The sequence below is a fragment of the Streptomyces sp. NPDC111802 genome (assembly GCF_055634335.1).
Window position 1 is genome coordinate 15,987 of the sequence record NZ_JBVKCZ010000044.1, and the last position, 20,875, is coordinate 36,861.

The window sequence follows — 20,875 nt, forward strand, 5'->3', positions numbered from 1 at the left end:
CTGCGGAGCTTTCTCCGGCTGGCACCAGTCCGCCGACGGTGCGACGGCCTGGCTCGCCGTGCGTTCCTACCTCGACTCCGCCCGAAGGCACGGGCTGAGCGCCTTCGACGCCATCCACCGCGCCTTCACCGGCAACCTCTGGATGCCACCCATCGAACAAGCCGTCTGACCAGCACACCTCACGAACTTTCACCGACCAGCCGCATTCCTTCTGTTTGCGTACGAACGACAAGCCATCCACCGCGGCACCTACACTTCGGTCAAAACCTCAACGCCAAGCTCCGCACCGTAAGAAGATCTCAGGCGCCGAGCACTAGTCGACGACAACTCGAATAAGACCAGCAGGATCACGCGACACTAGAGAAGGCGGCAACCAATGAAAATTCGAGACCTCCACAACGAATTCACCGCGGACCGCGCCGCCGCCGAGCGTGCCTACTATGGGAAATTCCTCACTCTCGAGGGAATCTCAATCCGAACGGGCGAAAGCCAATATGGTACGCCGGTGGTGGATGTGTCAGATGCCCCCGGAGGCCCCCACCTCGCCATCTTCGTGCTGCCGTTTGACCACCGAATTAAGGAATCATTCCGGCTTGTGCGAAGCGTCCCCCTGGGCGTCCCCGTCACCGTCAAGGGAGAATGCCGGGTCTTCAGCGAGGACGGAACGGTGCTGGTCATCAAGGAGTGCGAACTCCTCACCCCATGAGTCCCTGCGGGCCATTTCCCGGAGCGGCAGACGACCGGCACACGTGAGGTCGATCCAAGCTTGATCCATAGCCTGCTCGGCATGCACTGTTTCGCCTGGCAGGGCTTCGGCAAAGTCGGCAGGGTCCGGTCCGTGACGGTCTGTCGGGCAGGGCGGGCCGGGAAGCGTGACAGGCACGGTCTCCCGGATCATGGGCTTTTCTACGCCCCGTGATCCGAGTGAAAGACCGTGCCTGCTGCGCATCATCGCCGATATCGCCCGCTCTTGACCGGCTCCGCGAGGCAGCGCCGGTGCTACTCGGCGAGGCCCCGGGCCTGCTGGAACGTCTCGCCGAGGTGCCGGACCCGCGTGATCCGGGCGGGGTGCGCCACCCGCCGGCCGTCGTCCTCGCCCTGGCCGCGTGCGCGGTCCTGGCCGGGGCCACCTTCCTGTTGGCGGTAGGCGAGTGGATCGCCGACGCGCCCGCCCACGTGCTCGCCCAGCTCGGCGTCCGCCCCGATCCGGTGCTCCCCGCCCGGCAACGGCCCTCCGAGTCCGCGGTACGGCGGCTGCCGGCCCGGATCGACGGCGACGCCCTCGACGCGGCGGTCGGGCGCTGGCTCGCGGACCGCGACCCCCATACGGCCGGGCCGCGCGCGCTGCCCGTGGACGGCAAGAGCCTGCGGGGCGCCGCGAAGGCCGGCGGCCGGAAGAGCCACCTGCTCGCCGCTCTGGACCACGCCGTCGGCCTGGTCCTGGCCCAGCTCGACGTCGGCGACAAGACCAGCGGGATCACCCGCTCCAGCCGCTGCTGGACACGGTCGCCGACCTCGCCGGGGGTCGTGGTGACCGCCGACGCCCTGCACACCCAGAAGCTCCGCAGGCAGCTCAAGTCCCTTCCCTGGAAGGACATCCCGCTCCAGGGCCGGGTCCGGGGCCCAGGCCACGGCCGCGCGGAGATCCGCCGGATCAAGGTGGCCACCGTGAACAACCTGCTGTTCCCCGGGGCCCGGCAGGCCATCCAGAGCAAACGGCGGCGCACCGACCGCAAGACCGGCAAGACCACGATCACCACCGCCTACGCGGTCACCAGCCTGACGGCCGAACAGGCCACCCCCGCCCAGCTCGCCAAACTGATCAAGGGCACTGGCAGGTCGAAGCCCTGCACCACGCCTCGGACGATCACAAACCGGACACATCCCGACTGCGCCGAAGCCCTGGGGGCGTTGGGGGTGCGCGTGAATATCCACCACCGGGACGGTCGCCGGTGGAACGAGTCCGTCAATATTGCGTGACAAACGCCGCTCGGATCAACGACTGCCTTTACTTACAGAGACACAGCCGCTCGTTCCGAAACGATCGCCCTTTCAAAGCGCTCGAGAAGAACGCATGACCGCGGACACGGCCGACCCCCTCGCCAGCATTGACAGTGAGGATGCACACGGGTTCGCGTCCTACACGAGAAATGGAACAGTCAGTGACCAATCGCACCCTCGTCATTGTCGCCCACCCGAACCTCGCGGAATCCCGTGGCAACGCCACCTGGCTCGCCGGGATCAAGGACTTGGACAACGTCACCGTCCACGACCTCTACGAGACCTACCCCGATTTCAAGATCGATGCCGCACGCGAGCAGCAGCTGCTGCGTGAGCACGACACCGTCGTTCTCCAGTTCCCGGTCTACTGGTACAGCGTAACCCCGCTGCTCAAGGCCTGGTTCGACGCGGTGCTGGTTCACGGTTTCGCCTTCACCTTCGACGGTTCCGCCTCCGCGCTGCAGGGCAAGAAGGCTTGGCTTGCCGTCACGGTCGGCAGCACCCTGGAGACCTACGCCGCGGAAGGCCTCGCCCGACGGACCCTCGAGGAGTACCTCGCCCCGGTCTCTCAAACGCTGGAGTTCTGCCAGCTTGACTATCAGGGTTTTCACTCCATCTACGGCATGATCTTCGACCCGCTGGACGAGGACCTCGTCCTGAACGCCAAGGAATACCGCAGGCTCATCGCGACCGGTGAGACGCCGGTCGGCTGACCTCGATTATTCGTGAATTCTAAGAGTCTTCACGATTAATCACGATGTTTACTCTGGGGCCCAGCCCCGGGCCGCGCGTTCCTGCATGTCACCGCCGCTTCCTTCGCCGAACTCGACGGGAGTTCAGCGAAGGAAGCTCGACTCAGGTTCGGTGAAGCAGCCTTGAAACCCTACGGGCGGCGGCCGAACCAACTCCCCCTGTGCTTGCCGATAATGCCGTCCGTGCAGGTCACCCGCAGGGCAGCTGTGCGACGCCTTCAACATCCCGCTGGTCACCCTGCTGGACGTGCCCGGCTTCCTGCCGGGCGTGGACCAGGAGCACGGCCGCATCGTCATGGACTCGCGCTCGGTCGGCGCGGACCTCGCGTTCGCCTGGCCAACCAACGAGATCGCGGTGATGGGCGCCGAGGGCGCCGCCAACGTCATCTTCCGCCGCGAGATCGCCGCCGCGGACGATCCGGAGGCCAAGCGCGTGGAGATGGTGCAGCAGTACAAGGACGAGCTGATGCACCCCTACTACGCCGCCGAGCGCGGCCTGGTCGATGACGTGATCGACCCCGCCGCCACCCGCGAGGTGCTCATCCGCTCCCTGCAGATGCTCCGCACCAAGCACGCGGACCTGCCCGCCCGCAAGCACGGCAACCCACCCCAGTGAGCGCACCGAAGGGGCAGCAGATGGACCAGGGGGACCTCCGCATCATCCACGGCGATCCCACTCCCGAGGAACTCGCCGCGCTGATCGCGGTTCTGACGGCCCGCAACGCCGCGCAGCGCGCCGCCACTCCGCGGTTCGCCCATGGCAACCGCCGCCCGCAGGCCCGCTGGCGCCGCCTCGAGCGCGTGGCCGGCTACCGCAGCCCCGTCTCCTGGCGCTGATGCCGCCCGCCTCGGTTCAACGTGGTCCAACCGAACGGCGTCAGCACCATGTTGTAGGCGAAGGCGAAGGCGACGGTCAGGAAGCCGATCACCCCGAGCGTCGTCACCGTGTACAGGACGCGCCCGGTGCGACCCACCACTTCCGCCGCCAGGCGGCTGCCGTGGCGACGACCATCGCGGCCGTCGTCAGCGTCGCCACCGAGTTCAGCGCGAGCAGCGTGGTCAGTGAGGCCGAGCCGAGGATGACCGTCTCGTTGAAGGCGTTGCGGAGCTGCGCGATCATGAACCGGCCCATGTCCGCGGCGGTGACCACGGTTCCCGCGCCCGTAGGCGACCAGGCGCCGTATCCAACACCATCGCCTGGCTGGCGCACCGCCTGTCCAGCCTGCACACGCCGCAGGACCCGGCGCTGATCGCGCCGGCCGCGCCCGCCGCTGGCCTGGGGGCCAACAAGCTCGTCTTCGACAAGGTCATTGTCATCACCGACCGCCGCGTCCTGGACAAGCAGCTCCACGTCGGCACGTGGCTCTGACCGGGCTTGCCGGTCGTCGCAGCGGCGGCGTGGATGACGCTGACCCGGCGGACTGAGAGATCACTCGCCGAGGCTGTCCTGCTGTAGAGCGTCAGGGTTGGCCGCACGTCTCGCCGCGACGCAGGCCGCGGAAGGCGATCAGGTGCCACATGGCGTACAGCCGATCACCGGACCACCGCCCGCCAACCTGCCCGCGTCCTGATCACCCGCATCCAGCACACCGGCCGAAACCCGGCACCCAACCACCGTGCCGAAGCGGCCCGACGACGCTCGACCATCCCAGGCGCGACGCCTGCTCGACAGACCCGGGACCCTCACCTCTCGGCGGTGCCGACTCCCGCTGAACAGCCCCGTAGGCAGCGCCGGTAGGCACAGAGCACTCCCATGCCGGCGCACGCTTTCTTGGCGCGAGGACTTGCACGGCGGCCTCGACGACTGAGCCGAGGAGGGCGGCGTGATCGGGCTTGACCTTGTTCTGGCGGTAGTCCAGAGCGGTGCGGACCCGGAGGGCGTCAGGCCGCCGAGGGGCAGAGGGTACGCACGCTCCACACGAGAGCTGGGCGATTGCTCACGGCTGTGGTAGCGACATCACCAGCCAGCACACCAATGATGTGCAATCAGACGCCGCCACATGAACATTCAGACAGCCACCAACTGCCGGAATTCATGCTCGGCGAGCGGGAATCGCGAGGAGAGCACTGTGGACTGCACGTCTCCCGTGAGCACGGAGACGAGGAACTCGGTGCAGTTCATCGAGTAGTGCTCCCAGCGATCGCCGCGGGCTTCGTTCACCATGACTGTCCACTCGTCGGGACTCCGGTCTGCCCGGACGAGCCAGTAGAGGCACTCACCGTTGTCGGTGGTGGCCCAGTTGTCGTTCGGACAGCCCGGCTCGAGAAGGTAGAGGTAGTCGTCCCAGTTACTGCCCCCGAAGGTGCGGATCAGCTCTTTGTAGTCAGTAGGGAGGACTACGCCGAGCTGCCCCTCCGCCGCGTCCCAGTCCGTATTCCTGGGCTCGGACGGCGATGTGACCAGCTGCGTGAGGCGGGCGAGTGCGGCGTTCATGGGGTCTCCCTCCGTGGATCAGAGCTTGGGCGCGGTGATCGGCACGGTGGTGGACCAGCGGCCACCGTGGCGGGCGTCGTGGAACTACTGGGCAGAGGTGAGCCGGAGGCTGGCGCGGTCGAGGTGTTTCCCCCAGCGGTCGGCGTCGAAGTCCCAGCGGGTGATGGGTAGTCGGGTGCGGTCGGGGAGGGGGACGTAGTCGCGGCACGGAGGAAGAGTCGCTGGGCGCTGCTGGACCAGGTCTTCGTCCAGATCGCCTGCCGGTAGAGGGTGGTGGCGGACTTCAGGTCGACCGTGCTGACCTTGACGCCGTCGACGTAGACGTATGCCTGCCCCGAGGTGGAGGCCCGGGAGACCACCCAGGAGGCGGAACGGCCGGTGAAGGTCCAGGTGAGACGGGCACCCTTGGAGCCGCTGGAGTACGACTTGCCGCCCAGGTTGCTGGAGGAGGAACGGGTCGTCCAGCTGCCGGACTTCACCGCCGAGGTCTCCTGCAGGATCACTGGCGTGTAGGAGGCGGACGCGGTGCGGGAGTTGCCGGCGTAGTCGAACGCCTGCACCGACCAGGTGGCGGCCGTACCGGAATTGGTAGTGCGGCGCGGTGGCGAGCACCGCGTTGCCCCAGGTCGCGTATGCGGCGCCCGCTGATGACCGTGACGACAAGGGCATTATTCATACCGCCAAGGGGCCGGTTCGCGGATGACGGCGATGATAGGGGGCTGGATGGTCCGCCGTTCTATGATGAATTGGGGGTGGCGGAGCGGGAGAAGGTTTCCTGGCTCAAGAGTGATCCGAAGGCGAAGCGTGTCAGGGAACTGGCAGGTGAACGCACGGCAAGCGCCGGGTTCTGGAAGCTGCCGGACGGGCGTATCGAAGCGGAATTGTCGGCGGTGCCGACGTCCTACCGTTCCGGGTCGGGCAAGAAGGCGTCCCGGAAGTCGGTCGACACGACGGGCCGGGCGTCGCAGGCGAAGCCTTTCGTGTTCGTCTCTCGTCCGCTCACTCGCAGGCTGAAAACCTGTAACCAATAGTGAGGTGTGGCGTGGCCGAGGGTGGATTCGTGATGCGAGGCGAGATCGACGTCGAGTTTCGTTCTGAGGCCGAGTACTCGGACAGCATGAGGGAGTGGTTCGAGGGTGCGCTGCGTGACCTCTTCCCTGATGAGTTGGGGGCCATTCTCAGCGGGCCTCCGCTCGACCCGAAGGGAATGCGTGGAGGTCCGCTCGGCCCTCCGGAGTCATGGTGGGGCTTCTGCGGGGTGACCGAGAGGGTCGGGCGCAATCTTCGCGATTCGGCGAGGGTTATTTCTGAGAAGAATCTCGATTGGTTCTACCGTAAGGTCTCCACTGGCCCCTTCTCCGCTGAAGTCGGTATCTCCAAGCTGGGCGACAAGGGCCAGCCTCGCCTCCGGCTGGCCCGACTCACGGTCGAGCGCGTGGAAAAGGCGGAATCGTGGGTGCGTCTCGGCTGTAACATTCCCGAGGATTCCCTGCGTGACCCCGTCTTCCAGAAAGCCTTCCTGCGCTTTATGAAGACCCAGGTGGACATGCTGGACCCGTCATTCGGTCACATCGCTCACCTTTACACTCTGGGAAAGACGCCACTGGAGACAGTGCTGGGTCCGCCCTGGCTTCTTCCGAAGCAGACGGTATCCGAGAGCCGACAGTACCTTCGCGGCTACAGTTGGGTCACGGTATGCCCGAAGGAGCTTTCCACCGCTGTGGGCGGGAAACAGGCGTTGCTTGATTCCGGAGCCTTCCACGAAGTTGAGGAACTGGCCGGCGGATCGATCTGGCTACAGGCCGGCCCGGACTTCGCGGCCTACGACGACGACCAGGCCCGAGCGGTCTGGGCGGCGGTATCGCCGGCGCTCCGCCCCGGCACGCCCCAGCGCTTCGAACCCCTCCCGACCGATCCACCCCTCCATGTGGTGTACGAAGACGCGCGCAACGCGAAGTCATGAACAGGTTGGGTGCGACTGAGTGAAGCGGTGCCGTGCCGACCGCGTCGCTGCGGTGGCGGCTCGGCTCCGCCTATCAGGGGCTCGTCCTCCCGGAGAACCGTGACCGGGCGGACGGCAAGCACGCGTTGGCGGAACTGCGCCGTGAGCGCGAGAACCTCGCGGCCGTCATCAGAGCCGCCGCGCACCACGGCTTCGACGACCTCGTAGGCGGAGTTCGGTGACCCGCGCGCCGTGCGCCGAATGTGGACACAACTCGCCTTCGGCCACATGGGACTCCGCCAGGCGGGCGATGCCGAGGACGCCCTCGTGCAGGCCAAGGCCGCGGACCAGGCATGCGGGCACCACCGCGGGGAGGCGACCGCCGCCGAAGCTCTGGGGCTGCTCCGCCTCAGGCAGTGGGAGTTCGTGGCGGCCCAGCGGTGTTTCGAGGAGGCGTGGGAGATCCTGGGCCGTATCGGCCGAGGTGAGGATGGATGGCAGGACGTGCCCCGCGTCTGCCGGGCGGCGACCCCTACAACGAGGGCCGCTGCACGCGTATGCCTGGACCATGCCGTCAAGGCACAGGAAGCGGAAGATCTACGCAGCGCCGCCGCCTGCTTCGAGGAGAAGGGCGGCGGGTGTGGCGCGGCAGAATCGGGCAAGTCGGATTCCCGTGCTTGGAGATGACCGTGATGAGTGACTCCGGTACGCCGCTCGCCAAGAAGATCGGCATCAGGCCGGGTCACCGGGTCCGGCTTCGCCATGCGCCGGACCGGTGGGACGTACCCGGACTGCCGGAGGGGTGCGAGGTGGGCGAGGGTGGTCCGCGTGACGCGGACGTCGCCGTCGCGTTCTATCGGTCGTACGGCGATCTCGTCGCCGAAGGTCCCGGGCTGGTCGGTGATCTCGGCGATGACGCCATGCTGTGGATCGCCTGGCCTCGACGCGCGGCCGGCCATGTCAGCGACATCACCGAGAACGCGCTGCGGGACCTGTTCCTCCCGCTCGGCGTCGTCGATGTGAAGGTGGCGGCGCTGGGGGAGGACTGGTCGGGACTGAAGTTCGTACGGCGCCGGGAGAACCGTCGTTCGTAGCCCCGCCGAACGCGATCCTCGGCCTTCTCATCGCCCGGCAGGACGGCGAACTTTAGACGTCCTTACCGTGAACCACTAGCATCGCGCCGGTAATCGCAGCCGGGACGAGGCGAGGGGGCGGGCATGACGGAGCTGAGGATCGCGGTCGCCGTGGTGACCATGGGCAACCGTCCCGCCGAGGTCGACGCGCTGCTGGAGTCCGTCGCCAAGCAGGACCTCCCACCCGAGCGGATCGTCGTCGTCGGCAACGGCTGCCCGCTGCCCGAGTTCCCCGAACGGCTGTCGCTGCCCGGCGAGTTCACGGCGATCGAGCTGGACGAGAACCTCGGCTGCCCGGGCGGGCGCAACGTGGCCCTGGAGCGGCTGCGCGCGTTCGGGGACATCGACGTAGTGGTCGAGTTGGACGACGACGGGCTGCTCGTGGACGCCGATGTACTGCGGCGGGTGCGTGACCTGTACGCCGCCGACGACCGGCTCGGCATCGTCGGTTTCCGGATCGCCGACGAGCACGGCGAGACCCAGCAGCGGCATGTGCCCCGGATCGGCAAGTCCGATCCGCTCAGGGGCGGTTACGTCACCTGCTTCCTCGGCGGCGGGCACGCGTTGCGGATGGCGATGCTGGCCGAGACCGGTCACTGGCCTGCCGAGTTCTTCTTCGCCCACGAGGAGACGGACCTGGCGTGGCGGGCGGCCGACGCGGGCTGGCGCATCCTCTACGCGCCCGAACTGCTCCTGCAGCACCCGAAGACCTCGCCCGCCCGGCACGCCATCTACTTCCGGGTGAACGCCCGCAATCGGGTGTGGCTGACCCGCCGCCGGCTGCCGTTCCCGCTCATCCCGGTCCATCTGGGCATCTGGGTCCTGCTCACCCTCGCCCGCACCCGGTCGCTCGGTGGTCTGCGCGCGTGGTTCGGCGGCTTCATGGAGGGTCTGCGGGAACCGGCCGGCGAGCGGCGGCCCATGCGCTGGCGCACGGTGTGGCGGCTGTGCCGGCTGGGGCGGCCGCCGGTCATCTGAGGGCGCAGGGTGGAGCGGGACGTGCGTCCCGGTCGTTCACCTCCGACGACCGGGACCCACGCGTCCCCGGATCCGGCCACGGCGGCGACGCTCCCCCGAGCTGCGCGTCATACGCGCGCGCCGTCGGGCCGGATCCGATGCGCTGATCAGATTAAGCCATGCCAACAGAGCACCAACATCTGGCCAAATGTGTTTCCTGACACGCTGTCGTCACCGACTGCCGGGCGGTTCACTCACCCCAAGTGGCGCGCCCCTGTACGTGCTTCGCGGGTGCGCACCGTATGCCCGGCCTGTTCTGCCTCTCGCCGGCGCCCTCCGACGCCGGTCATGACGCAGCCGCCCGACGGCCCGTCGGCCGCTCACGGCGCAGCCGCCCAACGGCCGCCGTCGGCCGCTCACTTCGCATCCGCGTAGCACTCCACCACTGCCGTGGTGAAGGGAAACCGCACCGGTGTCTCGCCGAACGTCAGCCGTCCGGCCAGCTCCGCCGCCTCCCGGATCGCCGCCACGACCGCTTCGGCCTCCTCCTCGGGACAGTGCACGATCACCTCGTCGTGCTGGAAGAAGACCAGCTCGGCTGCCATCCCCGCACAGGTCTGCCGCAGCGCGGCGAGCAGCAGCAGCGCCCAGTCGGCGGCGCTGCCCTGCACCACGAAGTTGCGGGCGAAGCGGCCGCGGGCGCGGGCGTTGGTGGAGGCGTAGCCCCGGCCCCACTCCTGGGGTCCGGAACCCTCGGCCGGTTCGTCCGGCCCGTCCGCGACCGGGATCCCGGCCTCCTCGGCGATGTCGTCCGTGGCCCCGGCCGCCGGCGGACACGTACGGCCCAGCCAGGTCCGCACCAGCCGCCCCTCCTCGCCCGCCCGCGCCGCCTCGTCGACGTACGCCACCGCCTTGGGGAAGCGGCGTCTGAGCGCGGCGAGGTTCTTGAGCCCGTCGCCGGAGGTCTGGCCGTAGACGGCACCCAGCACGGCGAGCTTGGCCTGGGCGCGGTCGCCGGAGAAGGCCCGGTCGGAGACGGACTGGTACAGGTCGGTCTCCCGCCCCGCCACCTCCATCAGCCCGGGGTCACGGGAGATCGCGGCGAGCACCCGCGGCTCCATCTGGTCGGCGTCGGCCACGACCAGCCGCCAGCCGGGGTCGGCGACCACCGCACGCCGGATGACCTTCGGGATCTGCAACCCGCCCCCGCCGTTGGTCACCCACCGCCCGGTGACCGTCCCGCCCGCGAGGAACTCCGGTCTGAACCGCCCCTCGCGCACCCAGTCCTGGAGCCAGGACCAGCCGTGGGCCACCCAGATCCGGTACAGCTTCTTGTACTCGACCAGCGGCTTCACGGCCGGATGGTCGAGGGACTCGATCTCCCAGCGCCGGGTCGATCTGATCTTGATCCCGGCCTGCGCGAAGGCCTTGATCACATCGGCCGGCAGATCGGGCCGCACCCGGCGCCCGAACGCCGCCGACACCTCCTCCGCCAGCTCGGCCAGCCGCCGCGGCTCCCCGCCGCCCGCATACCGCTCGCCCAGCAACTCGTGCAGCACCCGGCGGTGCACGTCGGCGCTCCACGGCAGCCCGGCCTGGTTCATCTCGGCGGCGACGAGCATCCCCGCCGACTCGGCCGCCGTCAGCAGCCGCATCCGCTCCGGGTGCGCGGTCCGGTCGTGTCGCCGCTGCTGCTCGGTGTACACCGCGACCAGGTCGGCGAGCGGCACCTGGAGCGCCTGGGGTTCGAAGAGCGAGGACTGCGAGCCGGGTTCAGCCGAGCGCTGCGGCGGATCGGGCGGCACGGGGCCGCCGCGCAGCCGGGCGAGGGCGGCGGCGGCCGATCTCGGCTCGCCGGACCGCCCCTCGTGGCCGAGCAGGAGGGTCTCGGCGTCCTCGATGTCGTAGCACCGCTCCACTCGCACCCCCGTGGCGAGCAGCCGCGGATAGACCTCGGCGGTGGACCGCCACACCCACCGCGCGACCTCCGGCCGCCCCTGTACGGCCTGAGCCGCGTCGGCCTCCCACCGCACCGGCCCGGCGAGCAGCCCGTCCGGGCCGAGGGGGGCGATCTCCACGCCGCCGTCCTCGGCCGGAGCGAGCGCCCACCGGTCGGTCATGCTGCGAGTGTGGCACCCGGGACTGACAACGGCCTCAGCCCTGCTCCCCGCCCTCCTCACGGGCCTTCTTGGCCGTCTCCTCACCGCTCTTGAGGAACTGGGAGAGCACCTCGACGACGTACTCCTCCACCCCCTGCTTGGTGAGCCCGAGCCCGTACAGGACGCCGGTGCCGTTCTCGAACTCCAGCAGGGCCAGCAGGATGTGCTCGGTGCCGATGTAGTTGTGGCCGAGGCGCAGGGCCTCGCGGAAGGTGAGTTCCAGGACCTTCTTGGCGTCGGAGCCGTAGGGGATGAGCTCGGGGACCTCGTCGGCGGCGGGCGGCAGCGCGGCGGTGGCGGCCTGGCGCACGGAGTCCAGCAGGACGCCCTTGGCCGTGATCGCCCTGGCGGCGATGCCGTCCGGCTCGCCCAGCAGGCCGAGGACCAGGTGCTCGGGCCTGCCCTCGGGGTTGCGGGCCGCGACGGCCTCGTTGTGGGCGGCCATCACCACGTTGCGGGCGCGCGGCGTGTAGCGGCCGAAGCCCTGCTGGGGGTCGAGATCGGTCCCCTCCTTGGGCACGAACCGCTTCTGCGCGGCCTGCCGGGTGACGCCCATGCTCTTGCCGATGTCGGTCCAGGAGGCCCCCGATCGACGGGCCTGGTCCACGAAGTGACCGATCAGATGGTCGGCCACCTCGCCGAGGTGATCGGCGGCGATCACCGCGTCCTGGAGCTGGTCGAGGGGTTCGGGGTGGACCTTCTTGATGGCCGCGATGAGTTCGTCGAGACGTACGGATGACGTGATGGTCGGGTTCGTCGACATGTGTCAACCGTAGGTTGACAGTAGAAGGGTGTCAACCGGTGGTTGACACCGGATGGGGAGGGGGCGGACGCAGGCCGCGCCAACACGGTTTCCCGCACGGATTTACGATCCCCTGGTGAGCACGCCCAGTACGCCCAGCACCGTCGACCGCGCCTTCGAGTCCGCCCTCTACGACACCGAGCACGCCACGCTCGACACCGGCGCCTCCCTCCTCGCCGCCGACTCCGAGGCGGACGCCGAACTCGCCCGGCGCGGCGAGGAGTTCGTGGCGGCGGCCTGGCGGCGCGGCTGGCAGCCGGCGGACGTCGTACGGCTGGTGCGGCGCGACCTGGACGACGTGCACGTACGACTGCTCGCTGCGCTGATCCGCGCGCAGACGCCGAACGACCGTCCGCGCGGCCCTCGCTGGCAGGCACAGCTCGACGATCTGCCCACGGAGGCACCGCCCCGCACCGACCGCTTCTCGCACGCTACCGCCGTCCTGGAGCTGTACCGCCTCCTGCTGCGCCTGCCCGCCCTGGAACCCTTGGAGGAGCCGGCGGCCAAGGGCTCCAGGCCCGAGTCGCGCATGCTCACCCGGATCCGCGCGCTGCTGGCGAAGGCGGAGGCGACCGGGTTCCCGCAGGAGGCGGAGGCGCTGAGCGCCAAGGCGCAGGAGCTGATGGCCCGGCACAGCATCGACGAGGCCCTGCTGGCGTCCCGCACGTCCGCCGCGAAGGACGCGCCCGGCGCCTGCCGGATCGGTGTGGAGCCGCCGTACGAGCAGGCGAAGGCCGTCCTGCTGGACGCGGTGGCGAGTGCCAACCACTGCCGTGCCGTGTGGAACGAACCCTTCGGCTTCTCCACGGTCGTCGGCTTCGAGGCCGACCTGGAGGTGGTCGAACTCCTCTACACCTCGCTCCTGGTGCAGGCCCAGACGGCGATGACGAAGGCGGAGGCGGCCCAGCGCGCGGGCGGCCGCAAACGGACCAAGACCTTCCGGCAGTCGTTCCTGGCGGCCTATGCCCACCGCATCGGAACCCGCCTGGCCGCGGCGGCGCAGACGCAGGTGACCGATGACCTGCTCCCGGTCCTGGCCTCCCGCGAGGTCGCGGTGACGGCCCGGCTGGACCGTCTGTTCCCGGAGACCACCACGACCCGGCTGCGCGGCGTCAGCGACGAGGCGGGCTGGGTGGAGGGTGCCGAGGCGGCCGACAGGGCGCAGGTGGCTCCCCGCCGGCCGCTCCGCTGAACCCGGTCAGTCGCCGGACTGCTGGAATCCGCTCACCGAGGCGTCCGGGGTCTTCCCGTCGCTCTTGAGCGCGACGACGCCGTACGGCCACTTGAAGTTGTGCGTCTCGGTGGACCCGGGCAGCCGGACCTTGGCTGTCTTGACGGCGAGGCCCTTGTCCCCGGCTGCCTCGCCCCGGACGTAGGTGAGCGTGAAGGACGTGGCGGCGCCCTTCGCGAGCGGCGTCTTGCGGGTCGCGACGGCCTCGTCGGGCGCGACGGCGGTCGTGGCGCCGTCCGCGGCGAACTCGACGGTGGGCAGTCCGTCCAGGGCACACTCGGCGCCGCCGCGGTTGGTGACGGTCACGGGCACGTTGCCGGTGTCCCCGGCGGCGGGGGCGGCGTTGCCGGGCCCGAACTCCACGGCCAGCTCGGCCACACAGTCGGAACCGGCCTTGCTGTCCTTGTTGCTGTCCTTGTTGCTGTCCCCGCCGTCGTCACAGGCGGTCAGGAGAAGGGCCGCGGCGAGGGCGGCGACGGTGAGGGAGGTGGCGCGCATGGGTTCCTCTGGCAGTGGCGTCAGTGATCGCGGGCAGTCCCCGAATCAAACATCACGATCCCAGACCGGCCGTGGGCAGGCCCGTAGGCAGCTTGCCGCCCTCGGCCCTGGTGTAAGTCTCGGCGCCGAGGCCGCCCTCCCAGGTCACCTTCAGCGAGGTCTTGCCGACGGACTCGACCATCCCGGTCGCCCGGTCCTTGCTGCCGTCGGTGCACTTGAGGCGGATCATCCGCATCCCACCCTCCTCAGCGGCGGTCCCGCTGCACACGGTTCCGCCGGTCGCGAAGAGCCCGGCCTGCTTGCCGGTGACGACCAGCGCGACGGCCTTGCCGTCGGTCGTGGTGAGCCAGCTGCCCTCCAGCCCACCGGCCGGCGAGGACGACCCGCCGCCCGTACCGCCGCCCGTGTCGGCACTCGCGGACGCGGAGCCGCTCGGGCCGGCGTCGTCCGCGGTGCCGCCGTCGCCGCTGCACGCGGTCAGCGCGAGCGCGCCGGCCATGGTCGCGACCACGGCGGCGACCCGCATCAGCCGGCCCGACATCGTGCGCGTACGCGAGAAAGTCGCCGAGGTCACTGGAAGCTCCCAAGCTGTAGCGGTCGGCATACGGCCGTTTCGGCCGAGGTGGCCGAAAGGCCCGCAGCAAGTTACCAGGGAGTCCTGCCGGGGTCCCAGAGCCCCGCGTCGGGCTGCCGGGGTTCGGAGTCTGTGTCGGGCTACCGGGATTCGCGGTCTGTGTCGGGCTATCTGGGCTAGAGGCCCGCGTAGGCCTGCCGGGGTCCGGCGTCGGCGTTGACCTACGTGGGCCCGGTGCCTGCATTGGCCTGCCGGGGGTCTGGAGGTCGCGTCGGTTTGTCGGGGGCGGGGGCCCGCATGGGCCTGCCGGGGTCCGGCGCCGGCGTTGACCTACGTGGGCCCGGCGCCTGCATTGGCCTATCGGGGTTCCGGAGGTCGCGTCGGCCTGCCGGGGGCGGGGGTCCGCGTAGGCCTGCCGGGGTCCGGCGTCGGCATTGACCTACCTGGGCCGGTGCCCGCATCGGCCTACCGGGGGCCGGGGGCCGGGGGCCCGCCCTGGCCGCGATCCGCGCTGGACGCCGGGACGGCACCCGCGGCTGCCAGGCCGCGGCGAACTCCGACGCCGGCGCGGTGACCGCCGCCGCCAGCCGCAGCGGCGTCACCGAGCAGCAGCGCGGCCGCCGCGATCCTGGGCTGGGGCCCACCCTCAAGTTCAACAACGACTCCGGCAACGCCATCTACATCCAGGCCGAGTCCACCGACTCGTCCCCCACCCCCGGCCTACCGAGGGCTCGGAGCCCGCCCTGGCCCGCCGGGGCCCGGCGCCCGTCCCGGCATACCAGGACGCCTTACGCACCCCCGGTAGGCCTGGGCCGGGAGCCAGCCCCTTGCTTACGGGGGGCCGGGAGCTTGCCGTGGCTTACCGGGGGCTCGGCGCCCGCCTTGGCTTACGGGGGCCGCGAGCCTGCCGTGGCTTACCGGGGGCTCGGCGCTCGCACTGGCTTACCGGGGGCGGGAGCCATCCGTGGCTTACCAGGGGCCCGGAGCCCGCCCTGGTCTACCGGGGCCGGGGGCTTGCCCCGGCCTACCCGGGCGCCCGGAGAGCCCCCCCGGCCTACCAGGACGCCTTACGCCCCCCCGGTAGGCCTGGGCCGGGAGCCCGCCCCTTGCTTACGGGGGGGGGCCGGGAGCTTGCCGTGGCTTACCGGGGGCTCGGCGCCCGCCTTGGCTTACGGGGGCCGCGAGCCTGCCGTGGCTTACCGGGGGCTCGGCGCCCGCGCTGGCTTACCGGGGTCGGGAGCCTGCCGTGGCTGACCAGGGGCCCGGAGCGCGCCCTGGTCTACCGGGGCCGGGGGCCTGCCCCGGGCCTACCGGGAGCCTGCCCCCGGCCTACCCGGGCGCCCGGAGAGCCCCCCGGTCCACCCGGACGCCTTACGCACCCCCGGTAGCCCTGGGCCGAGAGCCAGCCCCTTGCCTACCGAGGCCGGGAGCCCGCCCCGGCCCACCGGTGGCCCAGCGCCCGCCCCGGCCCACCGGAACCCCAGAGCGCGCCCCCCGGCCCACCAGGACCCCAGAGCGCGCCCCCCGGCCCACCAGGACCCCAGAGCGCGCCCCCCGGCCCACCGGACCCCCAGAGCGCGCCCCCCGGCCCACCAGGCCCCCAGAGCCCACCCCCACCTACCAGGACGCCTTACGCACCCCCGGCAGATACCCCGCGTGTGCCTGCCCCCGCAGATTCACCCGGGACAGCCCAAAGGTGCGGAGGTAGCCGCGCGGCCGGCCGTCCACCTGGTCGCGGTTGCGTACGCGTGTGGCGCTGGCGTCCCTGGGCTGGCCGCGCAACTCACGCTGGGCGGCGAGCCGTTCGGCGTCGCTGGAGGACGGCCGGCGGATGATCTCCTTCAGCTCGGCCCGCCGGGCGGCGTACCGCGCGACGATCTCCTGCCGCCGCTCGTTCTTGGCGATCTTGCTCTTCTTGGCCATCAGATCTTCACTCCTCGCGCGCGGATCCGGGCGACGGCCGCCTCGACGCCGATGACGTCGACCGTCTTGATCCCCTTGGCGCTCAGCCGCAGCCGCACGTACCGGCCCTCGCCGGGCAGCCAGTAGCGCTTGGTCTGGATGTTGGGGTCGAAGCGGCGGGAGGTCCGCCGATGGGAGTGGGAAACGGTGTTGCCGAAACCGGGTCGGGCGCCGGTCAGCATGCAGTGGGCGGACACGGGTGACGTACCTCTCCTCGCTCGCGGCTGCTAATGGAATTCATTTTCAGTAAGGTAGCAGCATGGCACGCAACGAACTCCGCCCGGTCATCAAGCTCCGGTCCACCGCCGGCACCGGCTACACCTACGTGACCCGCAAGAACCGCCGCAACGACCCCGACCGGATGACCCTGCGCAAGTACGACCCGGTCGCCGGCCGTCACGTCGACTTCCGAGAGGAGCGCTGAGCCCCGCCATGCGCAAGGGAATCCACCCGTCCTACGGCCAGGTCGTCTTCCGTGACCGGGCCGCGAACCACGCGTTCCTGACCCGCTCGACGATGACCGGCGAGAAGACGACCGAGTGGGAGGACGGCAACACCTACCCGGTCGTCGACGTCGAGATCTCGAACGTCAGCCACCCCTTCTACACCGGCACGGCCCGCGTCCTGGACACCGCCGGCCGCGTCGAGCGCTTCGAGCGCCGGTACGGAAAGAAGGGCTGATGCTCCCCGTCGTGATCGTCGGCGGGCTGCACGCCGACGCCCGCAAGGCGGCCGTGACGCAACTGCTCGCCGACGTCCCCGGCAGCGTCGTACTCCACCACGACCTGGCCACGGCCGCCGCCGGCACGGTCGTCCGCACCATCAGGGACCGCACCGGCCTCGTCAGCGCCGGCGAGGCGCCGCTGGTCAACGACTGCGCCTGCTGTGCCCTGCGTGAGGACCTGGTGCCGGAGCTGCTGCGGATCCGGGACGCCGGCGGCACCCGGATGGCGATCGTCGAACTCTGGGACTCCGTGGAACCCAAGGCGATGGCCGAGGTGGTCACGGCCGGCGGGCTCAAGGTCACCGGGGTGATCACCGCCGTCGACCCCACCCTGGTCCTGCCCTACCTCGGCAACGGCGACGACCTGGCCGAGCGCGAGCTGGCGGCCGCGGCGACGGACCAGCGCACGGTCGCCGACACCTTCGCCCGCCAGCTGGAATACGCCCCCGTCCTCGCCGTCACCGACTCCCCGGAGGCCGACGACGAGGACCGCGAACTGCTGGCCCAGCTCCACCCGACGGCCCGCCAGGTCCCGATCGGCCAGGTCGCCCCTGCCGACGGTCTGACGGTCCCGGAACCGCGCCGCGTCCCGCTGACCCCCCTCGCGCAGGCGGCGTTGGCCGGCTTCGACGTGGAGTCGGCCGCCGCGGCCCAGCACCCGGCGTGCGCGCTGCTCCCCGCCGAGGCCGACGCGCACGGCGTGGCCACCCTCGTCTGGCACCGCCGCCGCCCCTTCCATCCGGAGCGCCTGTACGAGGCCCTGGAGGACATCACCTGCGCGGCGGCCCGCAGCAGGGGCCGCTTCTGGCTCGCCGACAAGCCCGACGTACTGCTGCACTGGGACGCGGCGGGCGGCGCCCTGTGCGTGGAGAGCGCGGGCCCCTGGCTCGCCTCCCTGCCCGACGCGGCCTGGGACATGGTCCCGCCGGTACGCCGGGCGGCCGCCGCGCTGGACTGGCACCCCGAGCACGGCGACTGCTGCCAGCACCTGGTCTTCACGTCCCCCGGCCTCGACCGGGACGGCCTGTGCCGGCTCCTGGAGTCCTGCCTTCTCACCGACGCCGAGTACGCCGCCGGCCGCGACGCCTGGAAACGACTCCCGCCCGCCTTCGACACCCTCCTGGAGGTCTGACCCGATGCCCCGTACTCCCGCCCGCAAGCCGATGAAGCCCCGCCCCAACCCCCTTGACCAGGCCGGTATCACCTACATCGACTACAAGGACACCGATCTCCTGCGGAAGTTCATCTCCGACCGAGGCAAGATCCGCAGCCGCCGCGTCACCCGAGTGACGGTCCAGCAGCAGCGTCAGCTGTCAAAGGCGATCAAGAACGCTCGCGAAATGGCACTGCTGCCGTACGCGGTCCGTTGAGCTCGCGTCCAGTCGTCGTCAACTCCCCTAAGCGGACGGTCCCTTAGCGTTTGGAACACCAGAGGCCCGGAGCGCGTCTGTTCCTAGTACGCGGGGGATTCGCATGTGACGCGATCCCTGGGGCATGCGCTGGAACGCAAGAAGGGCCGCGTACGTCACAGGAGTAACCGCAGGAACACCCCCCGTGCACGTGCATCTGCTCATGCAGTTGCACGTGAACAGAGCTATGATCCGGAAGCAGTTGACTGCCGCACCACTGCACCGCCTCATGCCTCAATGGCCTCGAGCCACCGCACCACCGGGGAGCGACCTGTGGACCACGACGTGTACAACGGCATGGCAGCCACGGATCTGAACGGGGTGGCCTGGCAGAAGAGCAGGCACAGCAACTCCCAGGGCTCCTGCGTGGAGTTCGCCAGGCTCCCCGGCGGCGAAGTCGCGGTGCGCAACTCGCGCTTCCCGGACGGCCCGGCCCTCGTCTACACGCGGGCCGAGATCGAGGCCATGCTCCTGGGCGTCAAGGACGGTGAGTTCGACCACCTGGTGGTGGGCTGAACCAGTGCCTCACCCGGCCGTACAACTCAGGGCAATCGGCTGCTATCACCCTGTAACGCGCGTAGAACCGCGGCACCATCGAGCGCCGCGGTTCATTCCGGCGAGCCTCCCGCACCGCCCGGCACCGGCCCCGCCTGCAGCCGGAACAGCGCCCAGACCACCTTCCCGCTGAGCGTCCCCGCCAATGGGTGCCAACCCCAGCCGTCACTGAAGGAGTCGACAAGGAACAAACCCCGCCCTGACTCCGCCGAGAAGTCGTCGGAATCGCGCGCGACGGGACTGTCATGACTGGGATCGCGCACCGCGCACACCAGCCGCTCGGTCCACCGCATCAGATGCAGCCGCACGGGCGGCGTCTGCTCCGGCGTCCGCTGCGCCCCCGCCGGCAGCGCGTGCCGCAGCGCGTTGGTCACCAACTCCGAGACCACGAGACACACGTCGTCGAAGCGATGGCCCAGCTCCCACTGGTCCAGGGTGCGGCGGGTGAACTTCCGGGCCTCACGCACCGCTTCGTAGCGGGCGGGCAGGGCGCAGGAGGCGGCGTTGGAGACGGCTGTCGGATCCAGCGGCGGAAGGCCCTGCCGTAACGGCTCGAGCATGGTCGATCCATTCGTCCCCATGCGAGGCACTCCCGAGAGTTCGCGGTCGTTGCGATGCAGCGGTTGCGCGGGACCATGGTTTCGGATGCGCAGAGCAGATGCAAGGGCAGATGCACGTGCACGTGACCGAATTGGACGTTCCCGTACCGCTTGTTGGCCATTTTTTCCGCCAACTTCCGCCCCTCTCCTTGCGTTCCGGTGTCCCCTTCCTGGGAGGAATCCTTGTCTTCTTTCCATCTCTGTAATCGGACGAGTACTGCTCGAAAGTGATTTAGTGGCAGACTGCGGGCCCTGAAGACGGTTGGGGAGGCTGGCGAACGTGAGCGCGGGAGAGCCCGGATCGGTGGTGCGGCGCATGCTGCTCGGCTCGCAACTGAGGCGACTTCGGGAAGCGCGCGGGATCACGCGCGAGGCGGCGGGGTACTCCATTCGCGCGTCCGAGTCGAAGATCAGCCGCATGGAGTTGGGCCGGGTGAGCTTCAAGACGCGGGACGTCGAGGACCTGCTGACGCTGTACGGCATCACTGACGAACAGGAGCGTGCCTCGCTGCTCTCCCTCGCCCGCGAGGCCAATGTCGCGGGATGGTGGCACAGCTACTCGGACGTCCTGCCGAGCTGGTTCCCCACCTACGTCGGCCTGGAGGGCGCGGCCAGCCTGATCCGCGCGTACGAAGTGCAGTTCGTGCACGGCCTGTTGCAGACCGAGGCGTACGCCCGCGCGGTCGTCAGGCGCGGCATGAAGGGCGCGAGCGCGACCGACGTCGAAAAGCGCGTGGCGCTGCGCCTGGAGCGCCAGAAGTACCTCGTCGCCGAGAACGCCCCCGAGTTCCACATCGTCCTGGACGAGGCCGCCCTGCGCCGCCCCTACGGCGACCGCGAGGTGATGCGCGAGCAGCTCCAGCACCTCATCGAGATCTCCCAGCGGCCCAACGTACGGCTGCAGATCATGCCGTTCAGCTTCGGCGGCCACTCCGGCGAGTCCGGCGCCTTCACCGTCCTCAGCTTCCCGGAGTCCGACCTCTCGGACGTCGTCTATCTGGAGCAGCTCACCAGCGCCCTGTATCTGGACAAGCACGAGGACGTCGCCCAGTACGAGAAGGCGCTGAAGGAACTCCAGCAGGACAGTCCGGGGCCGGACGAGAGCCGGGATCTTCTCCGGGGACTCCTCCAACTCTCTTGAGA

General features: G+C 70.0%; 27 protein-coding genes and 3 pseudogenes. 19 read left to right on the forward strand and 11 right to left on the reverse strand.

Annotated elements, in window-relative coordinates:
* Nucleotides 1-376: 376 nt before the first annotated feature.
* From ACZ7NC_RS35685 to ACZ7NC_RS35705, 5 genes and pseudogenes are all read left to right on the forward strand, one after another.
* Complete coding sequence (locus ACZ7NC_RS35685; protein WP_471494624.1) at nucleotides 377-706, forward strand: OB-fold protein; 330 nt, start codon at nucleotides 377-379, stop codon at nucleotides 704-706.
* 290 nt (nucleotides 707-996) lie between these two features.
* Nucleotides 997-1,980, forward strand: a complete 984-nt coding sequence (locus ACZ7NC_RS35690) for a transposase family protein (protein ID WP_471494626.1) — start codon at nucleotides 997-999, stop codon at nucleotides 1,978-1,980.
* Between the two features lie 182 nt (nucleotides 1,981-2,162).
* Nucleotides 2,163-2,714, forward strand: coding sequence for an NAD(P)H-dependent oxidoreductase (locus tag ACZ7NC_RS35695; protein ID WP_471494628.1), 552 nt, complete (start codon nucleotides 2,163-2,165; stop codon nucleotides 2,712-2,714).
* Nucleotides 2,715-2,955: 241 nt separating this feature from the next.
* A pseudogene (locus ACZ7NC_RS35700) lies at nucleotides 2,956-3,369 on the forward strand (carboxyl transferase domain-containing protein); the annotation flags it as partial.
* 20 nt (nucleotides 3,370-3,389) lie between these two features.
* Nucleotides 3,390-3,590: an acyl-CoA carboxylase subunit epsilon gene (locus ACZ7NC_RS35705; RefSeq protein WP_471494630.1), complete on the forward strand. Its 201-nt coding sequence runs from the start codon at nucleotides 3,390-3,392 to the stop codon at nucleotides 3,588-3,590.
* On the opposite strand, the gene ACZ7NC_RS35710 is transcribed toward ACZ7NC_RS35705, so the two are convergent.
* Nucleotides 3,563-3,697 (reverse strand): hypothetical protein, encoded by a 135-nt coding sequence (locus ACZ7NC_RS35710; RefSeq protein ID WP_471494632.1) that lies wholly within the window; start codon nucleotides 3,695-3,697, stop codon nucleotides 3,563-3,565. The two genes, ACZ7NC_RS35705 and ACZ7NC_RS35710, sit on opposite strands and share 28 nt — an antisense overlap.
* Nucleotides 3,694-4,104, reverse strand: a complete 411-nt coding sequence (locus tag ACZ7NC_RS35715) for a hypothetical protein (RefSeq protein WP_471494634.1) — start codon at nucleotides 4,102-4,104, stop codon at nucleotides 3,694-3,696. The genes ACZ7NC_RS35710 and ACZ7NC_RS35715 overlap by 4 nt, the downstream gene beginning before the upstream one ends.
* A 189-nt stretch (nucleotides 4,105-4,293) precedes the next feature.
* Between ACZ7NC_RS35715 and ACZ7NC_RS35720 the strand changes: the two are divergent.
* Nucleotides 4,294-4,491: pseudogene (locus tag ACZ7NC_RS35720) on the forward strand (mobilization protein); the annotation flags it as partial.
* 270 nt (nucleotides 4,492-4,761) lie between these two features.
* Here ACZ7NC_RS35720 and ACZ7NC_RS35725 read toward each other — a convergent pair.
* Both ACZ7NC_RS35725 and ACZ7NC_RS35730 read right to left on the reverse strand, forming a co-directional pair.
* Nucleotides 4,762-5,187: an SMI1/KNR4 family protein gene (locus tag ACZ7NC_RS35725; protein WP_471494636.1), complete on the reverse strand. Its 426-nt coding sequence runs from the start codon at nucleotides 5,185-5,187 to the stop codon at nucleotides 4,762-4,764.
* 179 nt (nucleotides 5,188-5,366) lie between these two features.
* Nucleotides 5,367-5,828: pseudogene (locus ACZ7NC_RS35730) on the reverse strand (N-acetylmuramoyl-L-alanine amidase); the annotation flags it as partial.
* Nucleotides 5,829-5,834: 6 nt separating this feature from the next.
* Between ACZ7NC_RS35730 and ACZ7NC_RS35735 the strand changes: the two are divergent.
* The 6 genes from ACZ7NC_RS35735 to ACZ7NC_RS35760 all read left to right on the forward strand — a co-directional run bounded on the left by ACZ7NC_RS35735 (nucleotide 5,835) and on the right by ACZ7NC_RS35760 (nucleotide 9,240).
* Entirely contained in the window at nucleotides 5,835-6,218 is a 384-nt protein-coding gene (locus ACZ7NC_RS35735; RefSeq protein WP_471494638.1) for a hypothetical protein, read from the forward strand.
* A gap of 11 nt (nucleotides 6,219-6,229) precedes the next feature.
* Nucleotides 6,230-7,150, forward strand: coding sequence for a hypothetical protein (locus ACZ7NC_RS35740; RefSeq protein WP_471494640.1), 921 nt, complete (start codon nucleotides 6,230-6,232; stop codon nucleotides 7,148-7,150).
* Between the two features lie 32 nt (nucleotides 7,151-7,182).
* Nucleotides 7,183-7,371 carry a hypothetical protein gene (locus tag ACZ7NC_RS35745; RefSeq protein ID WP_471494641.1) on the forward strand — a complete coding sequence of 63 codons (189 nt, stop codon included), beginning with the start codon at nucleotides 7,183-7,185 and terminating at the stop codon, nucleotides 7,369-7,371.
* 46 nt (nucleotides 7,372-7,417) lie between these two features.
* A complete protein-coding gene (locus ACZ7NC_RS35750) occupies nucleotides 7,418-7,816 on the forward strand; it encodes a hypothetical protein (protein WP_471494643.1) in 399 nt (132 codons plus the stop codon).
* Nucleotides 7,813-8,223, forward strand: coding sequence for a DUF3052 domain-containing protein (locus ACZ7NC_RS35755; RefSeq protein ID WP_471494645.1), 411 nt, complete (start codon nucleotides 7,813-7,815; stop codon nucleotides 8,221-8,223). Before ACZ7NC_RS35750 ends, ACZ7NC_RS35755 begins: the two co-directional genes overlap by 4 nt.
* 123 nt (nucleotides 8,224-8,346) lie before the next feature.
* Complete coding sequence (locus ACZ7NC_RS35760) at nucleotides 8,347-9,240, forward strand: glycosyltransferase family 2 protein (protein WP_471494647.1); 894 nt, start codon at nucleotides 8,347-8,349, stop codon at nucleotides 9,238-9,240.
* Between the two features lie 395 nt (nucleotides 9,241-9,635).
* Here ACZ7NC_RS35760 and ACZ7NC_RS35765 read toward each other — a convergent pair whose 3' ends face one another.
* Together ACZ7NC_RS35765 and ACZ7NC_RS35770 are read right to left on the reverse strand one after the other, a co-directional pair.
* Entirely contained in the window at nucleotides 9,636-11,339 is a 1,704-nt protein-coding gene (locus tag ACZ7NC_RS35765) for a bifunctional 3'-5' exonuclease/DNA polymerase (protein ID WP_471494649.1), read from the reverse strand.
* A gap of 34 nt (nucleotides 11,340-11,373) precedes the next feature.
* Nucleotides 11,374-12,141, reverse strand: a complete 768-nt coding sequence (locus tag ACZ7NC_RS35770) for a Clp protease N-terminal domain-containing protein (protein WP_471494651.1) — start codon at nucleotides 12,139-12,141, stop codon at nucleotides 11,374-11,376.
* Nucleotides 12,142-12,256: 115 nt separating this feature from the next.
* Here ACZ7NC_RS35770 and ACZ7NC_RS35775 point away from each other — a divergent pair, with 115 nt between their 5' ends.
* On the forward strand, nucleotides 12,257-13,372 hold the full coding sequence (locus ACZ7NC_RS35775; RefSeq protein WP_471494653.1) for a DUF2786 domain-containing protein: 1,116 nt from the start codon (nucleotides 12,257-12,259) through the stop codon (nucleotides 13,370-13,372).
* 6 nt (nucleotides 13,373-13,378) lie between these two features.
* On the opposite strand, the gene ACZ7NC_RS35780 is transcribed toward ACZ7NC_RS35775, so the two are convergent.
* The 4 genes from ACZ7NC_RS35780 to rpmB form a co-directional block, all read right to left on the reverse strand.
* Nucleotides 13,379-13,909 (reverse strand): DUF4232 domain-containing protein, encoded by a 531-nt coding sequence (locus tag ACZ7NC_RS35780; protein ID WP_471494655.1) that lies wholly within the window; start codon nucleotides 13,907-13,909, stop codon nucleotides 13,379-13,381.
* 52 nt (nucleotides 13,910-13,961) lie between these two features.
* A complete protein-coding gene (locus ACZ7NC_RS35785) occupies nucleotides 13,962-14,435 on the reverse strand; it encodes a hypothetical protein (protein ID WP_471494737.1) in 474 nt (157 codons plus the stop codon).
* Nucleotides 14,436-16,100: 1,665 nt separating this feature from the next.
* On the reverse strand, nucleotides 16,101-16,406 hold the full coding sequence (gene rpsN / locus ACZ7NC_RS35790) for a 30S ribosomal protein S14 (RefSeq protein WP_471494657.1): 306 nt from the start codon (nucleotides 16,404-16,406) through the stop codon (nucleotides 16,101-16,103).
* On the reverse strand, nucleotides 16,406-16,642 hold the full coding sequence (gene rpmB / locus ACZ7NC_RS35795) for a 50S ribosomal protein L28 (RefSeq protein WP_471494659.1): 237 nt from the start codon (nucleotides 16,640-16,642) through the stop codon (nucleotides 16,406-16,408). The genes rpsN and rpmB overlap by 1 nt, the downstream gene beginning before the upstream one ends.
* A gap of 62 nt (nucleotides 16,643-16,704) precedes the next feature.
* Here rpmB and rpmG point away from each other — a divergent pair, with 62 nt between their 5' ends.
* The 5 genes from rpmG to ACZ7NC_RS35820 all read left to right on the forward strand — a co-directional run bounded on the left by rpmG (nucleotide 16,705) and on the right by ACZ7NC_RS35820 (nucleotide 19,094).
* Nucleotides 16,705-16,869 carry a 50S ribosomal protein L33 gene (rpmG, locus tag ACZ7NC_RS35800; RefSeq protein WP_030573688.1) on the forward strand — a complete coding sequence of 55 codons (165 nt, stop codon included), beginning with the start codon at nucleotides 16,705-16,707 and terminating at the stop codon, nucleotides 16,867-16,869.
* Between the two features lie 8 nt (nucleotides 16,870-16,877).
* Nucleotides 16,878-17,126 carry a type B 50S ribosomal protein L31 gene (locus tag ACZ7NC_RS35805; RefSeq protein WP_471494661.1) on the forward strand — a complete coding sequence of 83 codons (249 nt, stop codon included), beginning with the start codon at nucleotides 16,878-16,880 and terminating at the stop codon, nucleotides 17,124-17,126.
* Nucleotides 17,126-18,301: a CobW family GTP-binding protein gene (locus ACZ7NC_RS35810; RefSeq protein WP_471494663.1), complete on the forward strand. Its 1,176-nt coding sequence runs from the start codon at nucleotides 17,126-17,128 to the stop codon at nucleotides 18,299-18,301. The genes ACZ7NC_RS35805 and ACZ7NC_RS35810 overlap by 1 nt, the downstream gene beginning before the upstream one ends.
* Before the next feature lie 4 nt (nucleotides 18,302-18,305).
* The gene (gene rpsR / locus ACZ7NC_RS35815; protein WP_471494665.1) at nucleotides 18,306-18,539 is read left to right on the forward strand and encodes a 30S ribosomal protein S18; all 234 of its coding nucleotides are present in this window, start codon (nucleotides 18,306-18,308) and stop codon (nucleotides 18,537-18,539) included.
* A 276-nt stretch (nucleotides 18,540-18,815) separates the two neighbouring features.
* Nucleotides 18,816-19,094 (forward strand): DUF397 domain-containing protein, encoded by a 279-nt coding sequence (locus ACZ7NC_RS35820; protein ID WP_471494666.1) that lies wholly within the window; start codon nucleotides 18,816-18,818, stop codon nucleotides 19,092-19,094.
* 92 nt (nucleotides 19,095-19,186) lie between these two features.
* On the opposite strand, the gene ACZ7NC_RS35825 is transcribed toward ACZ7NC_RS35820, so the two are convergent.
* The gene (locus tag ACZ7NC_RS35825; RefSeq protein WP_471494668.1) at nucleotides 19,187-19,693 is read right to left on the reverse strand and encodes an ATP-binding protein; all 507 of its coding nucleotides are present in this window, start codon (nucleotides 19,691-19,693) and stop codon (nucleotides 19,187-19,189) included.
* A gap of 355 nt (nucleotides 19,694-20,048) precedes the next feature.
* Here ACZ7NC_RS35825 and ACZ7NC_RS35830 point away from each other — a divergent pair, with 355 nt between their 5' ends.
* Nucleotides 20,049-20,873, forward strand: a complete 825-nt coding sequence (locus ACZ7NC_RS35830) for a helix-turn-helix domain-containing protein (RefSeq protein WP_471494739.1) — start codon at nucleotides 20,049-20,051, stop codon at nucleotides 20,871-20,873.
* Nucleotides 20,874-20,875: the final 2 nt, after the last annotated feature.